The following is a 15781-nucleotide window of genomic DNA, read 5'->3' as shown; positions in this document are numbered from 1 at the left end:
TGCCTATTTAATTATGAAAAACCAAATTAGCGGTTGAAAGGTAATGTGTAATAGGTTTAACCTATACTGATATGAATGAAACTACAATTGATTCCAACGAGGCTATAGAAGCTGCTTGGAGAAAAATAGAACTAGATCTTCTGAAAGAAGATGTTTTAGATTATGAAGCAGTTATTCCTGCAAGAGGCCGGGAGGTGGTACTTGATATAGATGTGGACCTCGGGGGAGGTTTTGAGGGGGGCTACGCAAGTACCTCTTTCAGCGCTATACTTTCTGACAGTACGACTTTCCGCTTTGCAATCCATAGGGAAGACTTTATTGATGAAATAGGGAAATTTTTTGGAATGCAGGATGTGAAAATAGGAGAGGAGAATTTTGATAAAAGTATGCTGGTGCGAACCAACGATGAAGAAATGGTGAGATCTGTATTTAGTGATGAGTCAGTTCGTCAACGTCTTCTTACTTTGCATAACTTCTCACTGGGTATTCATACTCATAATGTTTCGGGTGCAGAGAAACCGTTCTTAGAATTGTTTATTGAAGATGAAGCTATAACAGAAATCCAGACCTTGAAAAACCTATTTGAAATTTTTGAGCTCGTGTTACAGAAAGTAGAAAAGAACTGAATTTCTATTCCAAAAGGGGTCTCAGCTGAAAAGTACAAAGCCTCTGCACTAAAAAATGCAAAGGCTTTACGAGGCAAAATATCTTTTTCTTTAGGTTTAACTAAACTGGGCATTTGCTTAGGAACAAAAGTAAGCATTTCTTTTAATAACTATATAGACTGGAATTCATTTAATGCTAATTTTTTGTAGTAGTATGTCCATAAAATATTGAAGAAGCATTTATTAATACCTGTACCTCTTAACTGGCTAAAATCACTACTTTTGCCCCGTGAAAATTCCGGCATTAATAGATATTACACTTTTTGAAAACGATGATTTAGTCGTGGTAAATAAACCTCCGTTTATTAGTTCCCTTCACGAAAGGGAAGGAGGGGATATAAATATGCTGAACATCGCCCGGAAGACCATTCCTGATGCCCAGGTTTGTCATAGGTTAGACAAAGAAACTTCAGGTTGTCTTATAATCGCAAAGAATCCTGAAACATATCGTTTCATTTCGATGCAATTTGAACACAGGCAGATCAAAAAAGTATATCACGCTGTTGTTAACGGTACTCATGTTTTTAATGACCTGGAAATAGACCTTCCAATCCTTAACCTAGGTAATAAAAATGTTTCTATCAATAAACTTGAGGGAAAACCTGCACAAACGATTTTCAATTCCATTAAATACTTCAAGCACTACACTCTTATTGAGTGTCAGCCTATTACCGGAAGGATGCACCAGATCAGGATTCACCTTGCTACTCAGCGAGCTTCAATAGCTGGAGATGAGATGTATGGTGGTAAACCTGTTTTTTTATCTCATCTGAAACGCGGATATCATTTGGGAAAAGACCAGGAAGAACTACCGATAATGAAGCGATTTGCTCTTCACGCTAAGGAACTGAATTTTAAAATAAATGAAACAGAGGTTGTAAAAATTGAAGCACCTTACCCAAAAGATTTTGCTACTTTGGTGAAGTTGCTTGAAAAGCATGACGCGTAAAGGATAATTTACCTTTTACTGCTTTTCATAATATTCTCGTTAAAAGCTACAATCAGACGGAACAAGTCATCAAACTCTGTGAGGGGCAGGGTTTTTGGTATATCGTAAACATCATGGTACGCTTTTATTCCTCCATTTGTATATATAAAAAATGAGGGTATTCCTTTTTCACTGAACCAGTAATGGTCGCTATTGGCTGCTTTTCCCCTTGCTGTTATTTTGCTCAGGTAGTTTTTGTCTCGGTTGATATTATCGAGGATTTCAAATTCGCTCTTAAATACAGATGCATTCACAACTGTTGCACCCTCTTCACCTGTACCGGTTAAATCCAGATTAATAAGAAACCTCACCTTCTTAAGGTCCACGAGTGGATTTTCTGAAAAATGCCTCGATCCCAATAGTCCAGCTTCTTCCCCTGCAAAGCAGATAAATCCTATTGAATAATCCGGGGCGTTCAATGAATAGTGTTTGGCAAGATTTAAAAGAAGACTTATCCCACTACCATTGTCGTTAGCACCAGGGAAGTAGACTTTACTACCCATACCTCCTAAATGGTCGTAATGGGCAGTTATAAGAATAAGTGAATCGGGCTTTTTGCGACCCTTAATGACACCACAGATGTTACTTGCTTTAAAGTTATCAATAAATTTGTTTTCAACGGTAACCCTATAGTTTTCCGCCTTGTTGCTCAAAAGATTTTGGTCGACTAAAATCGCGGTATAATCCGACTCCTGCACTGCCACAGACCAGGTCAACTTCTTCAGATAAGAAATTTGAAGGCGGTTGGCAGCATCAACATAATGAGAACTGTCTTTCATGGTTAGCACACCCGATGCTTTTAATCCGGTACTTTCAGGACTAACTATGAAATCTATTCCTGGTCGTAATTTTGCTCCGTCCAGCTCCAGGCTCATTTCGCCCGGAAAAGTGTTGACAGGAAAGGAAAATTGTTGCAAAAAGCCGGATGATGACATAGGAGATACCTTCCATCTTTTCAGCTCTTGAAGGATAAAATCCCGCGATTTATCCAGTCCGCCCTTTACGTACCCGCGACCGAAATATTTTTGAGAACATAGTTCTTCAATGGTCTTTATTGCATAAGTCCTGTCTTGAGCAATTAGCTGAAGAGCGGAGATCATCAATAGAAGAATGGATGAGAATACCTTCATAGCAAAGCGAAGATATTGTATTTTAGTAATACGAGAAATACGAAGACTTTCAATGGGCTTCAATTAAAGCAGGCCTCAACTTCGGCCAGCTTCTGTGCAATCGAAAAATCTAGCTGTTTAGGCCTCTAAAAGTTCAACAGCTTCTACATTTCCTTGCTGCACTGCAAGGTCTAGGGCCGTCATACCTCTGTTTTCACGAATGTCTTTGTTGCCTCCATGTTCCAGTATCAATTTCACCAGATTATTTCTTCCAAACATAGTGGCAAACATCAATGCTGTGCCTCCATTACCGTGTGTCGCATTTACATCCGCGCCATGTGCAATTAACAATTCTGCAATATCAGCATAGCCTTTAAAACAAACTCCCATCAGGGCAGTATTACCTCCGTCATCCTGTGCATTTACATCTGCTCCTGCCTCCAATAGGAACCTGGTGGCATCAAGATTACCGTTATAGCTGGCTATGATTAAAGGGGTAAATCCGCGAGGATCACGAACATTGATTTCTTTTATTTCCGGAAGTAATTGTTCTAGCAAAATTATATCTCCTGTCCTTGCTGCATCAAAGAAAGTACTGGTTATACTCATAGATTATTGTTTTAAAGGAAAGGGCTATCTCCTTTGAGACGGCCCTTCAATTGAAATTAATATGGTTTTGATTCTGAAGAATCTTGTTCCGCTTGCTTAACAGCATCCTCAGCTTGCGCTTTGAAAGTCTCTTGACTGTCTGCACTTACTTTTTGAAGACCTTCGGCAACTCTTCTTCCATAATCTTCATCGCAGGCTGTAAATAATTCTATCATCTTCTCCTGAATATGTTTTTTAACAGGAGCAAGGGTACTTACAAGATTAGAGATCAACTCATCTTTTTCCCAATCTTCGAAGTTCCTATACGTTTCCCCAGCTTGTTTAAAATTGTTTTGCCGGTCGATCTTTTGCCTTACTAATGCGGCATTATACATAGGGCTATGTTCCTGTCCACTTCTTGGTGCTTCTTTTAAGCCACCTAGTGTTGAAGGTTCATAATTTACGTGAGGATTAATGCCCTCAACTATATCCTGGTGGTAAGCCATCTGGCCATCACGTTGATTTGTGGCTACGTGTTTTCGAGGGCGGTTAATTGGCAGCTGAAGATAATTGGTTCCTACCCTGTAGCGTTGTGTATCCGAATAAGCAAAGGTTCTTCCCTGAAGCATCTTGTCATCAGAAAAGTCCAGTCCATCAACCAATACACCAGTACCGAATGCAACTTGTTCTACTTCCGCAAAATAATTAACAGGATTGCGATCCAAAGTCATCTTACCTACTGGTAGCCATGGAAATTGTTCTTTTGGCCAAAGCTTAGTATCATCAAGAGGGTCAAAGTCAAGTTCCGGATGTTCATCATCGCTCATGATCTGAACAAATAACTCCCATTGTGGATATTCTCCTCTCTCAATAGATTCGTATAGATCCTGAGTTGCATGGTTGAAGTTCTTTGCCTGGATCTCCATCGCCTGGTCGCTGGTAAGGTTTTTAATGCCTTGCAGAGGTTCCCAATGGTACTTTACTAAAACTCCTTCGCCCTCTGCATTTACCCATTTATATGTATTAACACCAGAGCCCTGCATATGTCTGTAATTTGCCGGTATTCCCCATGGAGAGAATAAAAAGGTGATCATATGCATAGCCTCAGGGGTGTTGCTTATAAAGTCGAAGATCCTTTGACCATCCTGGATGTTGGTAACAGGATCAGGTTTAAAGGCATGTACCAGATCTGGAAACTTCATAGCATCTCTGATAAAAAAGATTTTCAGGTTGTTGCCTACCAAATCCCAGTTCCCATCCTCTGTGTACATTTTAACGGCAAACCCTCTCGGATCTCGCAAAGTTTCGGGGGAATGGCCGCCGTGGATTACTGTAGAAAAACGAACAAACAAAGGCGTTTTCTTCCCTTTTTCCTGAAAAACCTTTGCCCTGGTATACTTAGAGGCGGGTTGGTCCCCAACAGTGCCGTAAGCCTCAAAATAACCGTGGGCACCTGCTCCTCTGGCGTGTACTACCCGCTCAGGAACACGTTCCCTGTCAAAGTGCGACATCTTCTCAAGGAAATGATAGTTTTCCATTGTCACCGGGCCACGATTACCGACAGTTCGAACGTTTTGGTTGTCGTAAACAGGATGGCCTTGTCTTGTCGTTAACAGGTCTGAGCTTTCTTGTCCGCTACTTTTAATTTCTGTTTGTCGGTCGTCCGCATGTCCGTTTGAAGATGGATTTGCAGAATTTGGATTTTGGTTCATTTTGGATGTTTTGAAGGTAAATCAATCCTCTAGATAACAGCCCTGTTAATCCTAAGTTTTTAAAAGCTTCAGGGTATCACATAGATTTTATTTATCAGCTATAGAGCCAATAAATATAGCTGTAGAAAGTTATTTTACTTTGTAAAACAAAATCTGGTTAAAAAACTGTTTCTTGTAAACCTTAATATAAATACTTAGAAAAAACAGTATGAGTACATCATCAAAAAAAACAAGGATTGTTGTAATAGGAGTTGGCGCAGTAGGCTCAACTACTGCCTATACATTATTACTACGTCATAGGATGGATGAGCTGGTTTTGCTAGATGCAAATATGGATAAGGCCAGGGGAGATGCTCAGGATATGAACCATGGATTGCCTTTTGTAGGAAACGTAAAAGTATGGGCAGGAACCTACGAAGACTGTCGGGAAGCGGATATTGTAATAATTACTGCGGGCGCAGCTCAGAAGCCCGGAGAGTCACGAATTGATCTATTGAAACGAAATGTGGCGATATACGAAAGCATAACTACTGAAGTGTTGAAGTATAACGATCACGGTATATTATTGATTGCATCAAACCCTGTTGATGTAATGAGCTATTTTACCCTTAAAAAGTCTAACTGGCCTGTAAACAGGGTAATAGGCTCTGGTACTTTGCTTGATAGTGCTCGTTTCAGGTATCTAATAGGCGAAAAATTAAATGTAGATCCAAGAAGTGTTCACGCGCACATTGTTGGAGAACACGGAGATTCTGAACTCCCATTATGGAGCCTTTCAAATATTGCCGGTAGTCAACTATCACTATCAGAAGAAGACAAAACAGAGATCTTTGAAAATACAAAGAATGCTGCTTATCAGATCATAAGTTCAAAAGGTGCCACTTATTATGCTATTGCACTTGCTCTCGACCGGATTTGCGTAGCAATCCTAAGAAATGAGGGAGCAGTATTGAATGTTTCTACTTTATTGCAGGATTATCACGGAGTGTCGGATGTATTTCTTGGTGTGCCATGCATTGTTGACAGAACAGGGGTGCGAGAGGTGCTACACGTTACCCTAAATGAGCAAGAAAAACAACAACTTACTGCCTCGGCAAATAAACTGAAAGAAATAATTGAGTCAGTAGAAATGTAATCGTTCTGATTCGCTACTAAAATTCGATAAAAAGAAGCCTGTGAACTATGGTTGTGGAGCCTTGCTTCACAGGCTTTTCTTTAATTTCTAAATGTGCAAGCTGGCGCAACCTTTTTCGTTAAGCAAAGGTAAAAAGGAAAAATCAGCGCTTTGGTCGCATATTTGCTTTTAGTTAGATAGAAATGTGAGGAAAGGGGACAAGCTAAATACCAAAGAGCTTGGCATTTCTAAATTAATTTTAAAAGCTCTCATTCTAAATATGCAGCGTTTATCCGGTTTGGATTATCTTAGGGGGATCAGTGCGCTTGGGATTATGATGTTCCACTTTAAATTGTGGAACTATGGAATTGAACCGTCAGAAAGTGTCTTCACAAGAATAGGCATGTATGGTGTTTCAATTTTTTATGTCCTCAGTGGCTTAACTTTGTATCACGTTTATAATGAGAAGCTTAATAGTAGTATAGACTCTATCATGAGTTTCTACGGAAAGCGGATTTTAAGAATTTTTCCACTTATGTGGCTCTCTTCGATCCTTACCATCCTAATAGAAAAGCGCGTTCCTGATACATCACTCTTGTTCTCGAATCTAAGTGGCTTGTTTGCCTTTTACAACTGGGCTAATACTATTACTTATGGTGCATGGTCTGTTGGGAATGAGCTTTCATTCTACCTGGCATTTCCATTTTTAATCCTTTTTTTAAAGCGTTGGAACAAGCTATATTATACTTTCCTTGTTCTGTCCTTTGTAATTATGGTGTACTTTGGATTCAACGTAATTGACCCAAATGTGGAATTTATTCAACAGTGGGACTTGTACACTAATCCGTTAAATCAGTTCTTCCTTTTTATTTCTGGAGTTGGTTTAGGAGCATTACTTAAAAAGATGGATATCCTGAGTGTTCAGGCAAAAGTTATCCTGGTGATTTCATTGCTAGTTTTTTGTTTGTATCCAACTTCAGGTGACAGGGTGCAGCTAGTGGTTGGAGTAAACAGACTGGTGTTCGCTATAGCTTCTGTAGGGATTTGCGCGGGGATCTACAAAAGTAATTTCAGACTTCCCTCCCTTATTAACAGGTTCTTAGTTATGTTGGGTCATGCCAGTTATTCTATTTATCTGTTGCATCCTTTGGTTTACAGGGTGATCAGTAAGGTATGTTCTATCATTAATCAGAGGTTTTTCGAGGTGCCCGTTCCTGCTGTGATCTTCGTTGCTTCGGCAGCCACTATTAGCTTTAGTTACTTCGTATATCTGAACTTCGAAACCTTCTTTACGGGGCTTGGACGAAAGTTTCCAGAAAAGGCGCGAGTAAAGGTGGCAAATAAGGTTGCTGTTGCAGATTATGCAGATAAATAGCCAGCTTCTTATGGCTTAAGGTAGCGTATTCGTCGAACTATTTGTTTTTTTCGCCGTTGTAATGCTAAACACTTAATCGTTCAACCTATGAATAAGTTATTTAGAGCATTAATTGCCGGATACGGCGCGAAAAAACTAGGAGGGGGGTGTTTCTCTACAATCCTGATATTTGTTCTTCTTTATTGGCTGTTAGGTCAATGTAACGGGCAATCTTTCGGGCAAACCCGTGCTCGCCAGCACTATTATCTTTTTCAGGATAAATAGTCTTTCAATTCCTAATTACATTTATTTTAGCCACAGTTTTCGGAATCATTGAGGTGGTTCCGGAAACTGTTATGTACTATGTCTTATACTCAACCAAAATTAAGAACAGTAAATGTCACTCGTTACGTCACACCTTTAAGGGAGGGCGGATCTCTGCCGGCGATAGCAGAGGCCGACGATGATTTTCTGTATGTTTTAAAATTCCGTGGTGCAGGGCAGGGGCCAAGGGCTCTGATCGCAGAGCTTATCGGTGGAGAGATTGCCAGGGGATTAGGCTTTAAGATTCCGGAACTGGTATTTGCAAATCTCGACGAGGCCTTCGGACGCACGGAACCCGACGAGGAGATCCAGGATCTGCTGAAGTTCAGTGAGGGACTAAATCTTGCTTTACATTATCTTTCAGGTGCGATTACTTTTGATGCCACGGTAACCCAGGTTGATCCTGTTCTTGCCTCAAAAATAGTTTGGCTCGACTGCCTTTTAATGAATGTCGATCGTACCGCCCGAAACACTAATATGTTGATGTGGCATAAAGAATTATGGCTCATTGACCACGGCGCGTCTTTATACTTTCATCATTCGTGGGATAATTGGCGAGAAGCAGCTAAACGACCATTTGCATTTGTGAAGGACCATGTACTACTTTCAAAGGCTGCCGAAATTGAAGCAATAGACAAAGAATTTGCGCCAGTTTTAAGCGAGCAGGTGATCAGAGGAATTGTAGACCTTATACCCGACGAATGGCTCGAGGGAGATTTCTTTCCAACGAAAGAAGAGCACCGCGAAGCTTACGTTGAATTTTTGCTTATACGTATTGAGAACTCTATAAACTTTGTTAACGAAGTACAAAATGCAAGAAAGAAGTTTATTTGAGTACGCAGTAGTTCGTGTAGTTCCCAGGGTTGAACGCGAAGAATTCATTAACGTGGGTGTTGTGATATACTGTAAAAAAGAGAAGTATCTCCAGGTGAAGTATACTCTGAATGAGGATAGGTTGATACAGTTGTATCCCGGAGTGGATGTGGAAGCTGTAAAGCAAAATCTATCTTCCTTCGAAAGAATTTGCAAAGGAAGCCGTGATGGAGGTTCGATAGCAGAGCTTGATGCACCTTCCCGTTTTCGCTGGCTTACAGCAACACGAAGTACTGTTATTCAAACATCAAAAGTGCACCCTGGCTTGTGTTGTAGTGCTTCCGAAACGCTGGAAAAGTTATTCAAGGAACAAGTTCTTTAGTGTTATTTGATATACACAGTTTTGATATTAACAAATTCCTTTATTCCATAGCTGCTCAACTCGCGACCATATCCAGATTGATTTACTCCACCAAAGGGGAGCCGGGGATCTGATTTGACATTGTCGTTCACAAAGCTATTACCTGCATTTAAATGATTGGCAGCAATATCTTCGGCCCTTTTAATATCCCTGCTAAATACGGCGGAACCTAGTCCGAATACACTGTCATTAGCTATGTTTATTGCATCTTGTTCGTCTTCTGCAGTAATTACAGCAGCCACAGGCCCAAAAAGCTCCTCCTCATAAGCAGGCATTCCTTTTTTAACCTCTGTTAAGATAGTAGGAGGGTAGAATGCATTATTTCCCGAAGGTATTGTACCTCCCAAAATACATTTAGCTCCTTTTGCAATGCTTTTTTCTACCTGTTGATGAAGCTCATCTCTAAGGTCTACCCGTGCTTGGGGCCCAACTTCCACTTGGGGATCTAATGGGTCTCCCATTACTTTGGCAGCCATCTTTTCTTTGAACAGCTGGGTAAACTCCTCAGCTACTTCCTTCACCACGATGAAACGTTTTGCAGCAATGCAGCTTTGTCCGCTATTGATCAATCGACTTTCTGTGCATACCCTTGCTGCGAGTTCCAGATCTGCATCTTTAAGGATCAAATAAGGGTCACTTCCTCCGAGTTCAAGTACTGTTTTCTTAAGCAGGGATCCGGCTTTGGTAGCTACCTTTATACCGGCACCTGTACTTCCAGTTAATGTTACAGCTTTCACTAATGGGTTTTCAATTACCCTTTCTACCGCGCCGCTCCCAATTAATAAAGTCTGGAAAAGGTTTTTAGGAAAACCAGACTCTCTAATTATCTCCTCAATGGCCAGCGCACAGCCGCCCACGTTGGAAGAATGTTTAAGGACACCAGCATTCCCTGCCATCAATGCAGGTGCAACAAATCTAAATACCTGCCAGAAAGGGAAGTTCCAGGGCATAATGGCCAGCACAATACCAATGGGTTTGAAGGTTGCGTAGCTTTTTTGTGCTTCTGTTTCTATAAGCTCTGGCTGAAGGATCTTTTCCGCATTCTCTGCATAATATTCGCAGCAAACGGCGCACTTTTCAATTTCTCCTTCCCCTGCTTTCTGAGGTTTCCCCATTTCAAGAGCCATTAAATGGCCTAGCTCTGATTTTTTAGCTCTCAGAACGGCTGCCATATTCTTCATAAGCCCTGATCTTTCAGCGAAAGAAGTTTCCTTCCATTTCAGCCAGGTTTCCTGCGTTTGCTGTATTTTTGAATTCACCTGCTCGTCAGAATCAGGAGTATAGGTTTTTATCAGTTCTCCATTTGCAGGATTTATGGATTCAATGGCCATCGATTACTTGGTTTTAGTACTGTCTTTGTCGAGTTTGTCCTCTACTTTGTCCGCAGCATTTTCAATTTTATCGCCAATATTACCAAATCCTTTCTTTACTTTTTCATTGGTTTTACCCACCCATGAAGCCATAGAATCTAGTCTCGCTTGCGGTGAGGTCATGATGGCATAAACTGTATCAGCTCTAAAAACAACGGTCCGGCTTGAATCTGTGAAGTTCCAAACTTCTGTTTTATTGATCACATCTTTTTTTTCAGGTTCACCAACAATCGCCTGTACCTGAGATTTAGACATGCCAATTTCAACGCTTGCAAGGTCCTTCGCTGGTCTTGAACAAGCGAAGAGAGCAGATATGGCCATTAATGTAATTAAATGTGCTTTCATAAGTGTTAAATGTTTCAGGCTTAACACAACTAAAAAAGCTTTTGTTTATTCGGTAGTTAGAACTCCATACCCTGTTTTTTCCTAATGCAAAGGCGGGGAGGCTTCGATGCTCAAACCTTGAACCACGGGCATCTGGCTAATAAATGAAAATTTGTTTCAATTAATGACTTTAATATCTATCTTTGCGGCTCATAAAAATTTTCTAACAATGTACGCAATAGTAAATATAGCCGGACAACAGTTCAAGGTTGCAAAAGACCAACAAATCTTTGTACACAGGCTACAAGGAGAAGAAGGCGCTAGTATTGAATTTGACAATGTATTGTTAGCTGCAAACGGAAGTGATATTAAAGTAGGCGTTCCTGCTCTTCAAGGTGCTAAAGTTTCGGCTAAGATCGTGTCTCATTTAAAAGGTGACAAAGTATTAGTTTTCAAGAAAAAACGTCGTAAAGGATACAAAAAGAAAAACGGACACCGTCAATTCTTTACTAAAATCCAAATTACAGATATCACTTTATAATATTTCGATATCGGGGACGTTAGTCCTTACATTAATTAATTGTTGAACTTTATTATTGGGCTAAAATCCAGTTAAAAATATAAAAGAAAATGGCACACAAAAAAGGAGCCGGTAGTTCCAAGAACGGTCGCGAATCGCATAGCAAGCGCTTAGGTATTAAAATTTTTGGTGGACAAGATGCTATCGCAGGAAATATCATCGTTCGCCAACGTGGTACTAAACACCATGCAGATAAAAACGTAGGTATCGGTAGAGACCATACTTTATTTGCTCTAGTAGACGGAAAAGTAGTTTTCAAAAAGAAAGCTGATAACAAATCTTACGTTTCTGTACTTCCAGTAGTAGCTGAATAAGAAACTAAGAATAAGATAATGGAAGCCTCACTATTAGTGGGGCTTTTTTTATGGCCTTTTCTGTGTCACGTACTTGATAAGTCCATAGTAAGTCCATAATGAGTCTATAGTGAGGCCATACCTATTTAAAAAACTATGGACTTACTATAGCCTTGTTATGGTGGCATTCTTGGTTGGAGCAAAAGCTGCCCCCCTTGACCAATGCCTGCTGAATTGAAAATTTTTAATTCTGGGAACTCCAGATATACGATTTCCGTTTTTCTTACATTTGCAATTATGAAAACGCTCCCAGGTATCATACTAGCATCTAAATCACCAAGAAGGCAGGAATTACTTTCGAAAACCGGAATCGAATTCGATGTAGTCTTGAAAGATGTAGACGAGTCCTACCCAGAAGGATTATCGCCCAAGGAAGTTGCGATCTATATTGCAGAGAAGAAAGCAAAGGCATTTGATGAAACATTAGAGGAGAATGCTATCGTCTTAACTGCAGATACTATAGTGTCTATTGATAACAAAATTCTCGGCAAGCCAGAGAATGAGGATGAGGCAATGGAGATGTTATCGCTATTGTCTGGCAGAAAGCATGATGTAATAACGGGTGTCGCTTTGCTCCAAAACCACCAGATTTTTTCCTTCGCAGAAACTACTGAGGTTTATTTTTTGCCACTGAGTCCTGATGAAATTAAATACTACATCCAAACCTATCAACCCTTTGACAAGGCTGGAGCCTATGGCATACAGGAATGGATTGGTTTGGCTGGAATAGAGAGAATTAACGGCTCGTATTCAAATGTTGTTGGCTTGCCCACACACCGGGTTTACGAAGAACTTCAGAAGTTGGTGAAAAACTAATTAGATTGGGCTGCTTCTATAAGCAAGCCTTCTTTTAAGCTAAAATCTGACATTTCTACCTTAGAGATTTTCAGTTTTTCTAAAATGAACTGTGTTAGGGTAGAAGCGACTACGATCATATCAGTTCTTACGGGAATTATCAGAGAGTTACCGGCTCTGTTATCGTGTGTAGAGATAATTAAATCGCGGATAACAGCGTTTAATTGACCTAGTTCAAACCTGTAAGATCCTTTGCGGCGAAAGTTCTCCTCGGCTGTACCAAATCTGTCTGATTCTAAAGCGGCGAAAGTTTCGAAAGCTCCAGCTGACCCAACCAGCTTTGATGGTTGAAAAATACTAGCCACTTCTTTTAACTCCTGCAATTGCTCTTCCAGGTGCAGCAGTAATTTTTGTAAGTCTTTTTCTGCGATCGGATCTGAATGATGAAATGCATCCATCAACTTGGCTGCCCCTACAGGATAACTTTTCTTCCAAAAGATCTCGGCCTTACTACAGAAAATGAATTCTACACTACCTCCTCCAATATCCATGATCAATGAAGAATCCTCCAGATCAACAGCTGCTCCAACTCCTTTATAGATAAGTTCAGCCTCGCGATCTCCTGCAATAACCTGAATCTCAATTCCGGTTTCTTTTTTCACCTCAGCAATGAATTCAGCACCATTGCTGGCTGTTCTTAGTGCTGCAGTTCCATTAGCCCGGATAATATCAATGGCATGTTGGTCTATAATCGACTTAAATTCTCTTAAAGCTTCAATTCCTCTTTTGTAAGCCGGTTCGGCAATCATACCTTTGTTAATCCCGCCTTCTCCTAATTTCACATGGCGTTGTTCCTCTACCACCTTTTGGATCTTTCCATTTTCCACCGAAGCGATCAGCAAATGGAAAGTATTGGTGCCAAGGTCGAGCGCTGCTATCGATTTGCTCATTTTGCAATTACTCTTTGTAGCTGAACCACTTTATCAATTCTTTATAACTTGCCTTTTTCCCATACATCAAAATCCCTACACGATAAATCCTTGCCGCTACAAGGGTGATCAATAGGAAGCCACCAACAAGTAATACCATGGATAGAATTAACTCCCATGCCGGCACACCAAATGGGATCCTGATCATCATGGCAATAGGAGAGGTGAATGGGATTATCGACAACCAGAAAGCTAAAGGACTATCCGGACTATTAATTACAAAGTTGATGGATATGATAAATGTGAAGATCAGTGGCATTGTAATCGGAAGCATGAACTGCTGGGTTTCTGTTTCGCTGTCTACAGCCGATCCGACAGCTGCAAATATTGAACTATAAAGGAGAAACCCAAAGAGAAAGTAAAACAAGAAGGTGCCAATGGTATAAACCAGGGGGATTGAGTCTAAGGCAGTAATGATTGCTGCGCCTTCATCGGCAGGTGAGTCGTTTTGTATTCCTTTAGCTATAATTTGCTCCTTGTTCTGATCATTAAGATGAAGATCTTTAGCAAAATAAGTTCCAGCAAACCCCGCAATAGTTAAACAAAGAACAATCCACAAAAGGAACTGAGTGAGCCCTACAAGACCTACACCAACGATTTTTCCGAGCATGAGCTGAAAGGGTTTTACGGAGGAAATGATCACTTCGATAATCCGATTGGTTTTTTCTTCTATAACTCCACGCATTACCTGCACACCATAAATAAAAAGGGACATGTAGATCAGAAAAGCTCCAACGAAGCCGATTCCGTATGCCAACCATGAGCTGGCATCTTCTTCTCCTTTTTCTGTGATCTGCCTGGTATTTAATCGCAGTTGAGTTTGTTTAGCATTAAGAACTGCTGTATCTATACCGGCGTCGACGAGTTGCCGCGTACGAGCTATTTCATTAACCTGTGTTTCGATATCGCCAATAACAGCTATGCCCGGCTTTTTCTGCCCCAAAAGCTGCAGGTCTTTTTTATCCTTAGGGATCAAAAGTAAATAGTCATCAGAAGAGCGATTAAATTCTCCACGCGCCGCTTCCAGGCCCTGATCTGAATAGCGAAACTCTAGTAGAGCGGTGTTTTTGAATTTATTGACAAAGTCTTTTGAATCGTCTATAACCAATACTTTCTGAGCATCTGTCAAGTCATCCTTTTTGTAAAACATGTAGCCTATAACAGCATACATACCAATAAAGAGGAGCGGTACAACAAAGGTCATCACGATGAACGATTTCTTTTTTACCCTGCTCAGGTATTCGCGCTGTATAATGAGTAAGATTTTATTCATACTATTCTATCCCTTTTACCTTTTCTACAAATATTTCATGAATGGTTGGTATCACTTCATTCAGGCTTTGAACTTCCACCTTTGATATCAGATAACTTAAAGCCTCATTTATCTTCGCTCCATCCTTCAGCTGAACCGTAATCTCGTTATGGTCTTCTTTGAAATTTTGCTTTACTATCTGAAAGGCCGGGTTTAGGAATTGTACAGGTTCTACCGAGGTATAGCAGATCTTATAGGTATTGTTCCTGTAGGAATTCCGGATGTCTTTTACGCTTCCTTCCAGGATTTTCTTTGACTTGTTCAGTAGTGCTATACTGTCGCAAAGCTCCTCTACAGATTCCATGCGGTGGGTTGAAAAAATAATGGTTGCACCTTTATCGTTCAGCTCAAGGATTTCATTCTTAATCAGGTCGGCGTTGACAGGGTCAAAGCCAGAGAAGGGTTCGTCAAGAATGACGAGATCAGGTTGATGGATAACTGTTGCAATAAATTGCACCTTCTGCTGCATTCCCTTGCTTAGATCTTCGACCTTCTTGTTCCACCAGGTTTGAATCTCTAATTTCTCAAACCAATATTTAGCTCGTTTTAAGGCTTCATCGCGACTTAAACCTTTCAACCTTGAAAGATAGATCACCTGTTCGCCAATATCCATCTTTTTATAAAGGCCCCGTTCTTCCGGTAGATAACCAATTCTTCCGATATGAGAGGCATTCAGCTTCTCCTGGTTAAAAAACACGTTACCCTCGTCGGGAGCTGTAATTTGATTAATTATTCGGATCAGCGACGTTTTTCCTGCACCATTTGGTCCTAGTAAACCAAAAATACTTCCTTTAGGAATTTCTATACTTACATCGTCAAGCGCCCGGTGACCTTCATATTGCTTAACTATATTTTGAACGCTTAGCATGATAGGTGATTTTGTTTCTGAAGGTAATTGCATATACTAGCAGGTAAACATAAGCAAAATCTAAGATTATTGTTTTGTACCGTTTGTTTCATCGGCTTTTCT

Annotated in this window: 18 protein-coding genes; 10 read left to right on the top strand and 8 right to left on the bottom strand. The window is 40.4% G+C overall.

What is annotated here, in order from left to right:
* Positions 1-71 precede the first annotated feature (71 nt).
* Both J4N25_RS04115 and J4N25_RS04110 read left to right on the top strand, forming a co-directional pair.
* On the top strand, positions 72-626 hold the full coding sequence (locus tag J4N25_RS04115; RefSeq protein WP_207420875.1) for a hypothetical protein: 555 nt from the start codon (positions 72-74) through the stop codon (positions 624-626).
* Between the two features lie 268 nt (positions 627-894).
* Positions 895-1614, top strand: a complete 720-nt coding sequence (locus J4N25_RS04110; protein ID WP_207420874.1) for an RluA family pseudouridine synthase — start codon at positions 895-897, stop codon at positions 1612-1614.
* A gap of 8 nt (positions 1615-1622) precedes the next feature.
* On the opposite strand, the gene J4N25_RS04105 is transcribed toward J4N25_RS04110, so the two are convergent.
* Genes J4N25_RS04105 through J4N25_RS04095 form a run of 3 tightly spaced genes read right to left on the bottom strand, consistent with a single transcriptional unit; the run spans position 1623 to position 5062 of the window.
* Positions 1623-2846 carry a M28 family metallopeptidase gene (locus J4N25_RS04105; protein ID WP_242695771.1) on the bottom strand — a complete coding sequence of 408 codons (1224 nt, stop codon included), beginning with the start codon at positions 2844-2846 and terminating at the stop codon, positions 1623-1625.
* 54 nt (positions 2847-2900) lie between these two features.
* Positions 2901-3371 carry an ankyrin repeat domain-containing protein gene (locus J4N25_RS04100; RefSeq protein WP_207420873.1) on the bottom strand — a complete coding sequence of 157 codons (471 nt, stop codon included), beginning with the start codon at positions 3369-3371 and terminating at the stop codon, positions 2901-2903.
* Positions 3372-3427: 56 nt separating this feature from the next.
* Positions 3428-5062, bottom strand: coding sequence for a catalase (locus J4N25_RS04095; protein ID WP_207420872.1), 1635 nt, complete (start codon positions 5060-5062; stop codon positions 3428-3430).
* Positions 5063-5270: 208 nt separating this feature from the next.
* Between J4N25_RS04095 and J4N25_RS04090 the strand changes: the two genes are divergently transcribed.
* The 5 genes from J4N25_RS04090 to J4N25_RS04070 all read left to right on the top strand — a co-directional run bounded on the left by J4N25_RS04090 (position 5271) and on the right by J4N25_RS04070 (position 9049).
* Positions 5271-6197: an L-lactate dehydrogenase gene (locus tag J4N25_RS04090; RefSeq protein ID WP_207420871.1), complete on the top strand. Its 927-nt coding sequence runs from the start codon at positions 5271-5273 to the stop codon at positions 6195-6197.
* Positions 6198-6456: 259 nt separating this feature from the next.
* Entirely contained in the window at positions 6457-7551 is a 1095-nt protein-coding gene (locus tag J4N25_RS04085) for an acyltransferase family protein (RefSeq protein WP_207420870.1), read from the top strand.
* An 87-nt stretch (positions 7552-7638) separates the two neighbouring features.
* On the top strand, positions 7639-7815 hold the full coding sequence (locus tag J4N25_RS04080; protein WP_207420869.1) for a hypothetical protein: 177 nt from the start codon (positions 7639-7641) through the stop codon (positions 7813-7815).
* 78 nt (positions 7816-7893) lie between these two features.
* Positions 7894-8688: a HipA family kinase gene (locus J4N25_RS04075; RefSeq protein ID WP_207420868.1), complete on the top strand. Its 795-nt coding sequence runs from the start codon at positions 7894-7896 to the stop codon at positions 8686-8688.
* Positions 8666-9049, top strand: a complete 384-nt coding sequence (locus tag J4N25_RS04070; protein ID WP_207420867.1) for a DUF3037 domain-containing protein — start codon at positions 8666-8668, stop codon at positions 9047-9049. The genes J4N25_RS04075 and J4N25_RS04070 overlap by 23 nt, the downstream gene beginning before the upstream one ends.
* 2 nt (positions 9050-9051) lie before the next feature.
* Here J4N25_RS04070 and J4N25_RS04065 read toward each other — a convergent pair whose 3' ends face one another.
* Both J4N25_RS04065 and bamE read right to left on the bottom strand, forming a co-directional pair.
* The gene (locus tag J4N25_RS04065; RefSeq protein WP_207420866.1) at positions 9052-10419 is read right to left on the bottom strand and encodes an NAD-dependent succinate-semialdehyde dehydrogenase; all 1368 of its coding nucleotides are present in this window, start codon (positions 10417-10419) and stop codon (positions 9052-9054) included.
* A 3-nt stretch (positions 10420-10422) separates the two neighbouring features.
* Positions 10423-10803 carry an outer membrane protein assembly factor BamE domain-containing protein gene (bamE, locus tag J4N25_RS04060; RefSeq protein WP_207420865.1) on the bottom strand — a complete coding sequence of 127 codons (381 nt, stop codon included), beginning with the start codon at positions 10801-10803 and terminating at the stop codon, positions 10423-10425.
* A gap of 208 nt (positions 10804-11011) precedes the next feature.
* Between bamE and rplU the strand changes: the two genes are divergently transcribed.
* From rplU to J4N25_RS04045, 3 genes are all read left to right on the top strand, one after another.
* Positions 11012-11323, top strand: a complete 312-nt coding sequence (rplU, locus tag J4N25_RS04055) for a 50S ribosomal protein L21 (RefSeq protein ID WP_207420864.1) — start codon at positions 11012-11014, stop codon at positions 11321-11323.
* Between the two features lie 89 nt (positions 11324-11412).
* Complete coding sequence (rpmA, locus tag J4N25_RS04050; protein WP_207420863.1) at positions 11413-11676, top strand: 50S ribosomal protein L27; 264 nt, start codon at positions 11413-11415, stop codon at positions 11674-11676.
* Positions 11677-11952: 276 nt separating this feature from the next.
* A complete protein-coding gene (locus J4N25_RS04045) occupies positions 11953-12531 on the top strand; it encodes a Maf-like protein (RefSeq protein ID WP_207420862.1) in 579 nt (192 codons plus the stop codon).
* Here the strand turns inward: J4N25_RS04045 and J4N25_RS04040 are convergent.
* Genes J4N25_RS04040 through J4N25_RS04030 form a run of 3 tightly spaced genes read right to left on the bottom strand, consistent with a single transcriptional unit; the run spans position 12528 to position 15712 of the window.
* Positions 12528-13460: a Ppx/GppA phosphatase family protein gene (locus J4N25_RS04040; protein WP_207420861.1), complete on the bottom strand. Its 933-nt coding sequence runs from the start codon at positions 13458-13460 to the stop codon at positions 12528-12530. The two genes, J4N25_RS04045 and J4N25_RS04040, sit on opposite strands and share 4 nt — an antisense overlap.
* A 7-nt stretch (positions 13461-13467) precedes the next feature.
* Complete coding sequence (locus tag J4N25_RS04035; protein WP_207420860.1) at positions 13468-14772, bottom strand: ABC transporter permease; 1305 nt, start codon at positions 14770-14772, stop codon at positions 13468-13470.
* A 1-nt stretch (position 14773) separates the two neighbouring features.
* Positions 14774-15712 carry an ABC transporter ATP-binding protein gene (locus J4N25_RS04030; protein WP_242695770.1) on the bottom strand — a complete coding sequence of 313 codons (939 nt, stop codon included), beginning with the start codon at positions 15710-15712 and terminating at the stop codon, positions 14774-14776.
* Positions 15713-15781 lie beyond the last annotated feature (69 nt).

Source organism: Desertivirga brevis (assembly GCF_017355835.1).
The sequence above is the reverse complement of the archived record's forward strand: the minus strand, read 5'-3'. Positions and strand labels throughout refer to the sequence as shown.

What these genes read in the sequence shown, in the direction of transcription:
- J4N25_RS04115 (WP_207420875.1), top strand. Translation starts at nt 72, where the DNA reads ATGAATGAAACTACAATTGATTCCAACGAGGCTATAGAAGCTGCTTGG.
- bamE (WP_207420865.1), bottom strand. Translation starts at nt 10,803, where the DNA reads ATGAAAGCACATTTAATTACATTAATGGCCATATCTGCTCTCTTCGCT.
- J4N25_RS04035 (WP_207420860.1), bottom strand. Translation starts at nt 14,772, where the DNA reads ATGAATAAAATCTTACTCATTATACAGCGCGAATACCTGAGCAGGGTA.
- J4N25_RS04070 (WP_207420867.1), top strand. Translation starts at nt 8,666, where the DNA reads ATGCAAGAAAGAAGTTTATTTGAGTACGCAGTAGTTCGTGTAGTTCCC.
- J4N25_RS04075 (WP_207420868.1), top strand. Translation starts at nt 7,894, where the DNA reads ATGTCTTATACTCAACCAAAATTAAGAACAGTAAATGTCACTCGTTAC.
- J4N25_RS04040 (WP_207420861.1), bottom strand. Translation starts at nt 13,460, where the DNA reads ATGAGCAAATCGATAGCAGCGCTCGACCTTGGCACCAATACTTTCCAT.
- J4N25_RS04045 (WP_207420862.1), top strand. Translation starts at nt 11,953, where the DNA reads ATGAAAACGCTCCCAGGTATCATACTAGCATCTAAATCACCAAGAAGG.
- J4N25_RS04065 (WP_207420866.1), bottom strand. Translation starts at nt 10,419, where the DNA reads ATGGCCATTGAATCCATAAATCCTGCAAATGGAGAACTGATAAAAACC.
- J4N25_RS04030 (WP_242695770.1), bottom strand. Translation starts at nt 15,712, where the DNA reads ATGCAATTACCTTCAGAAACAAAATCACCTATCATGCTAAGCGTTCAA.
- J4N25_RS04090 (WP_207420871.1), top strand. Translation starts at nt 5,271, where the DNA reads ATGAGTACATCATCAAAAAAAACAAGGATTGTTGTAATAGGAGTTGGC.
- J4N25_RS04095 (WP_207420872.1), bottom strand. Translation starts at nt 5,062, where the DNA reads ATGAACCAAAATCCAAATTCTGCAAATCCATCTTCAAACGGACATGCG.
- J4N25_RS04085 (WP_207420870.1), top strand. Translation starts at nt 6,457, where the DNA reads ATGCAGCGTTTATCCGGTTTGGATTATCTTAGGGGGATCAGTGCGCTT.
- J4N25_RS04080 (WP_207420869.1), top strand. Translation starts at nt 7,639, where the DNA reads ATGAATAAGTTATTTAGAGCATTAATTGCCGGATACGGCGCGAAAAAA.
- J4N25_RS04100 (WP_207420873.1), bottom strand. Translation starts at nt 3,371, where the DNA reads ATGAGTATAACCAGTACTTTCTTTGATGCAGCAAGGACAGGAGATATA.
- rpmA (WP_207420863.1), top strand. Translation starts at nt 11,413, where the DNA reads ATGGCACACAAAAAAGGAGCCGGTAGTTCCAAGAACGGTCGCGAATCG.
- rplU (WP_207420864.1), top strand. Translation starts at nt 11,012, where the DNA reads ATGTACGCAATAGTAAATATAGCCGGACAACAGTTCAAGGTTGCAAAA.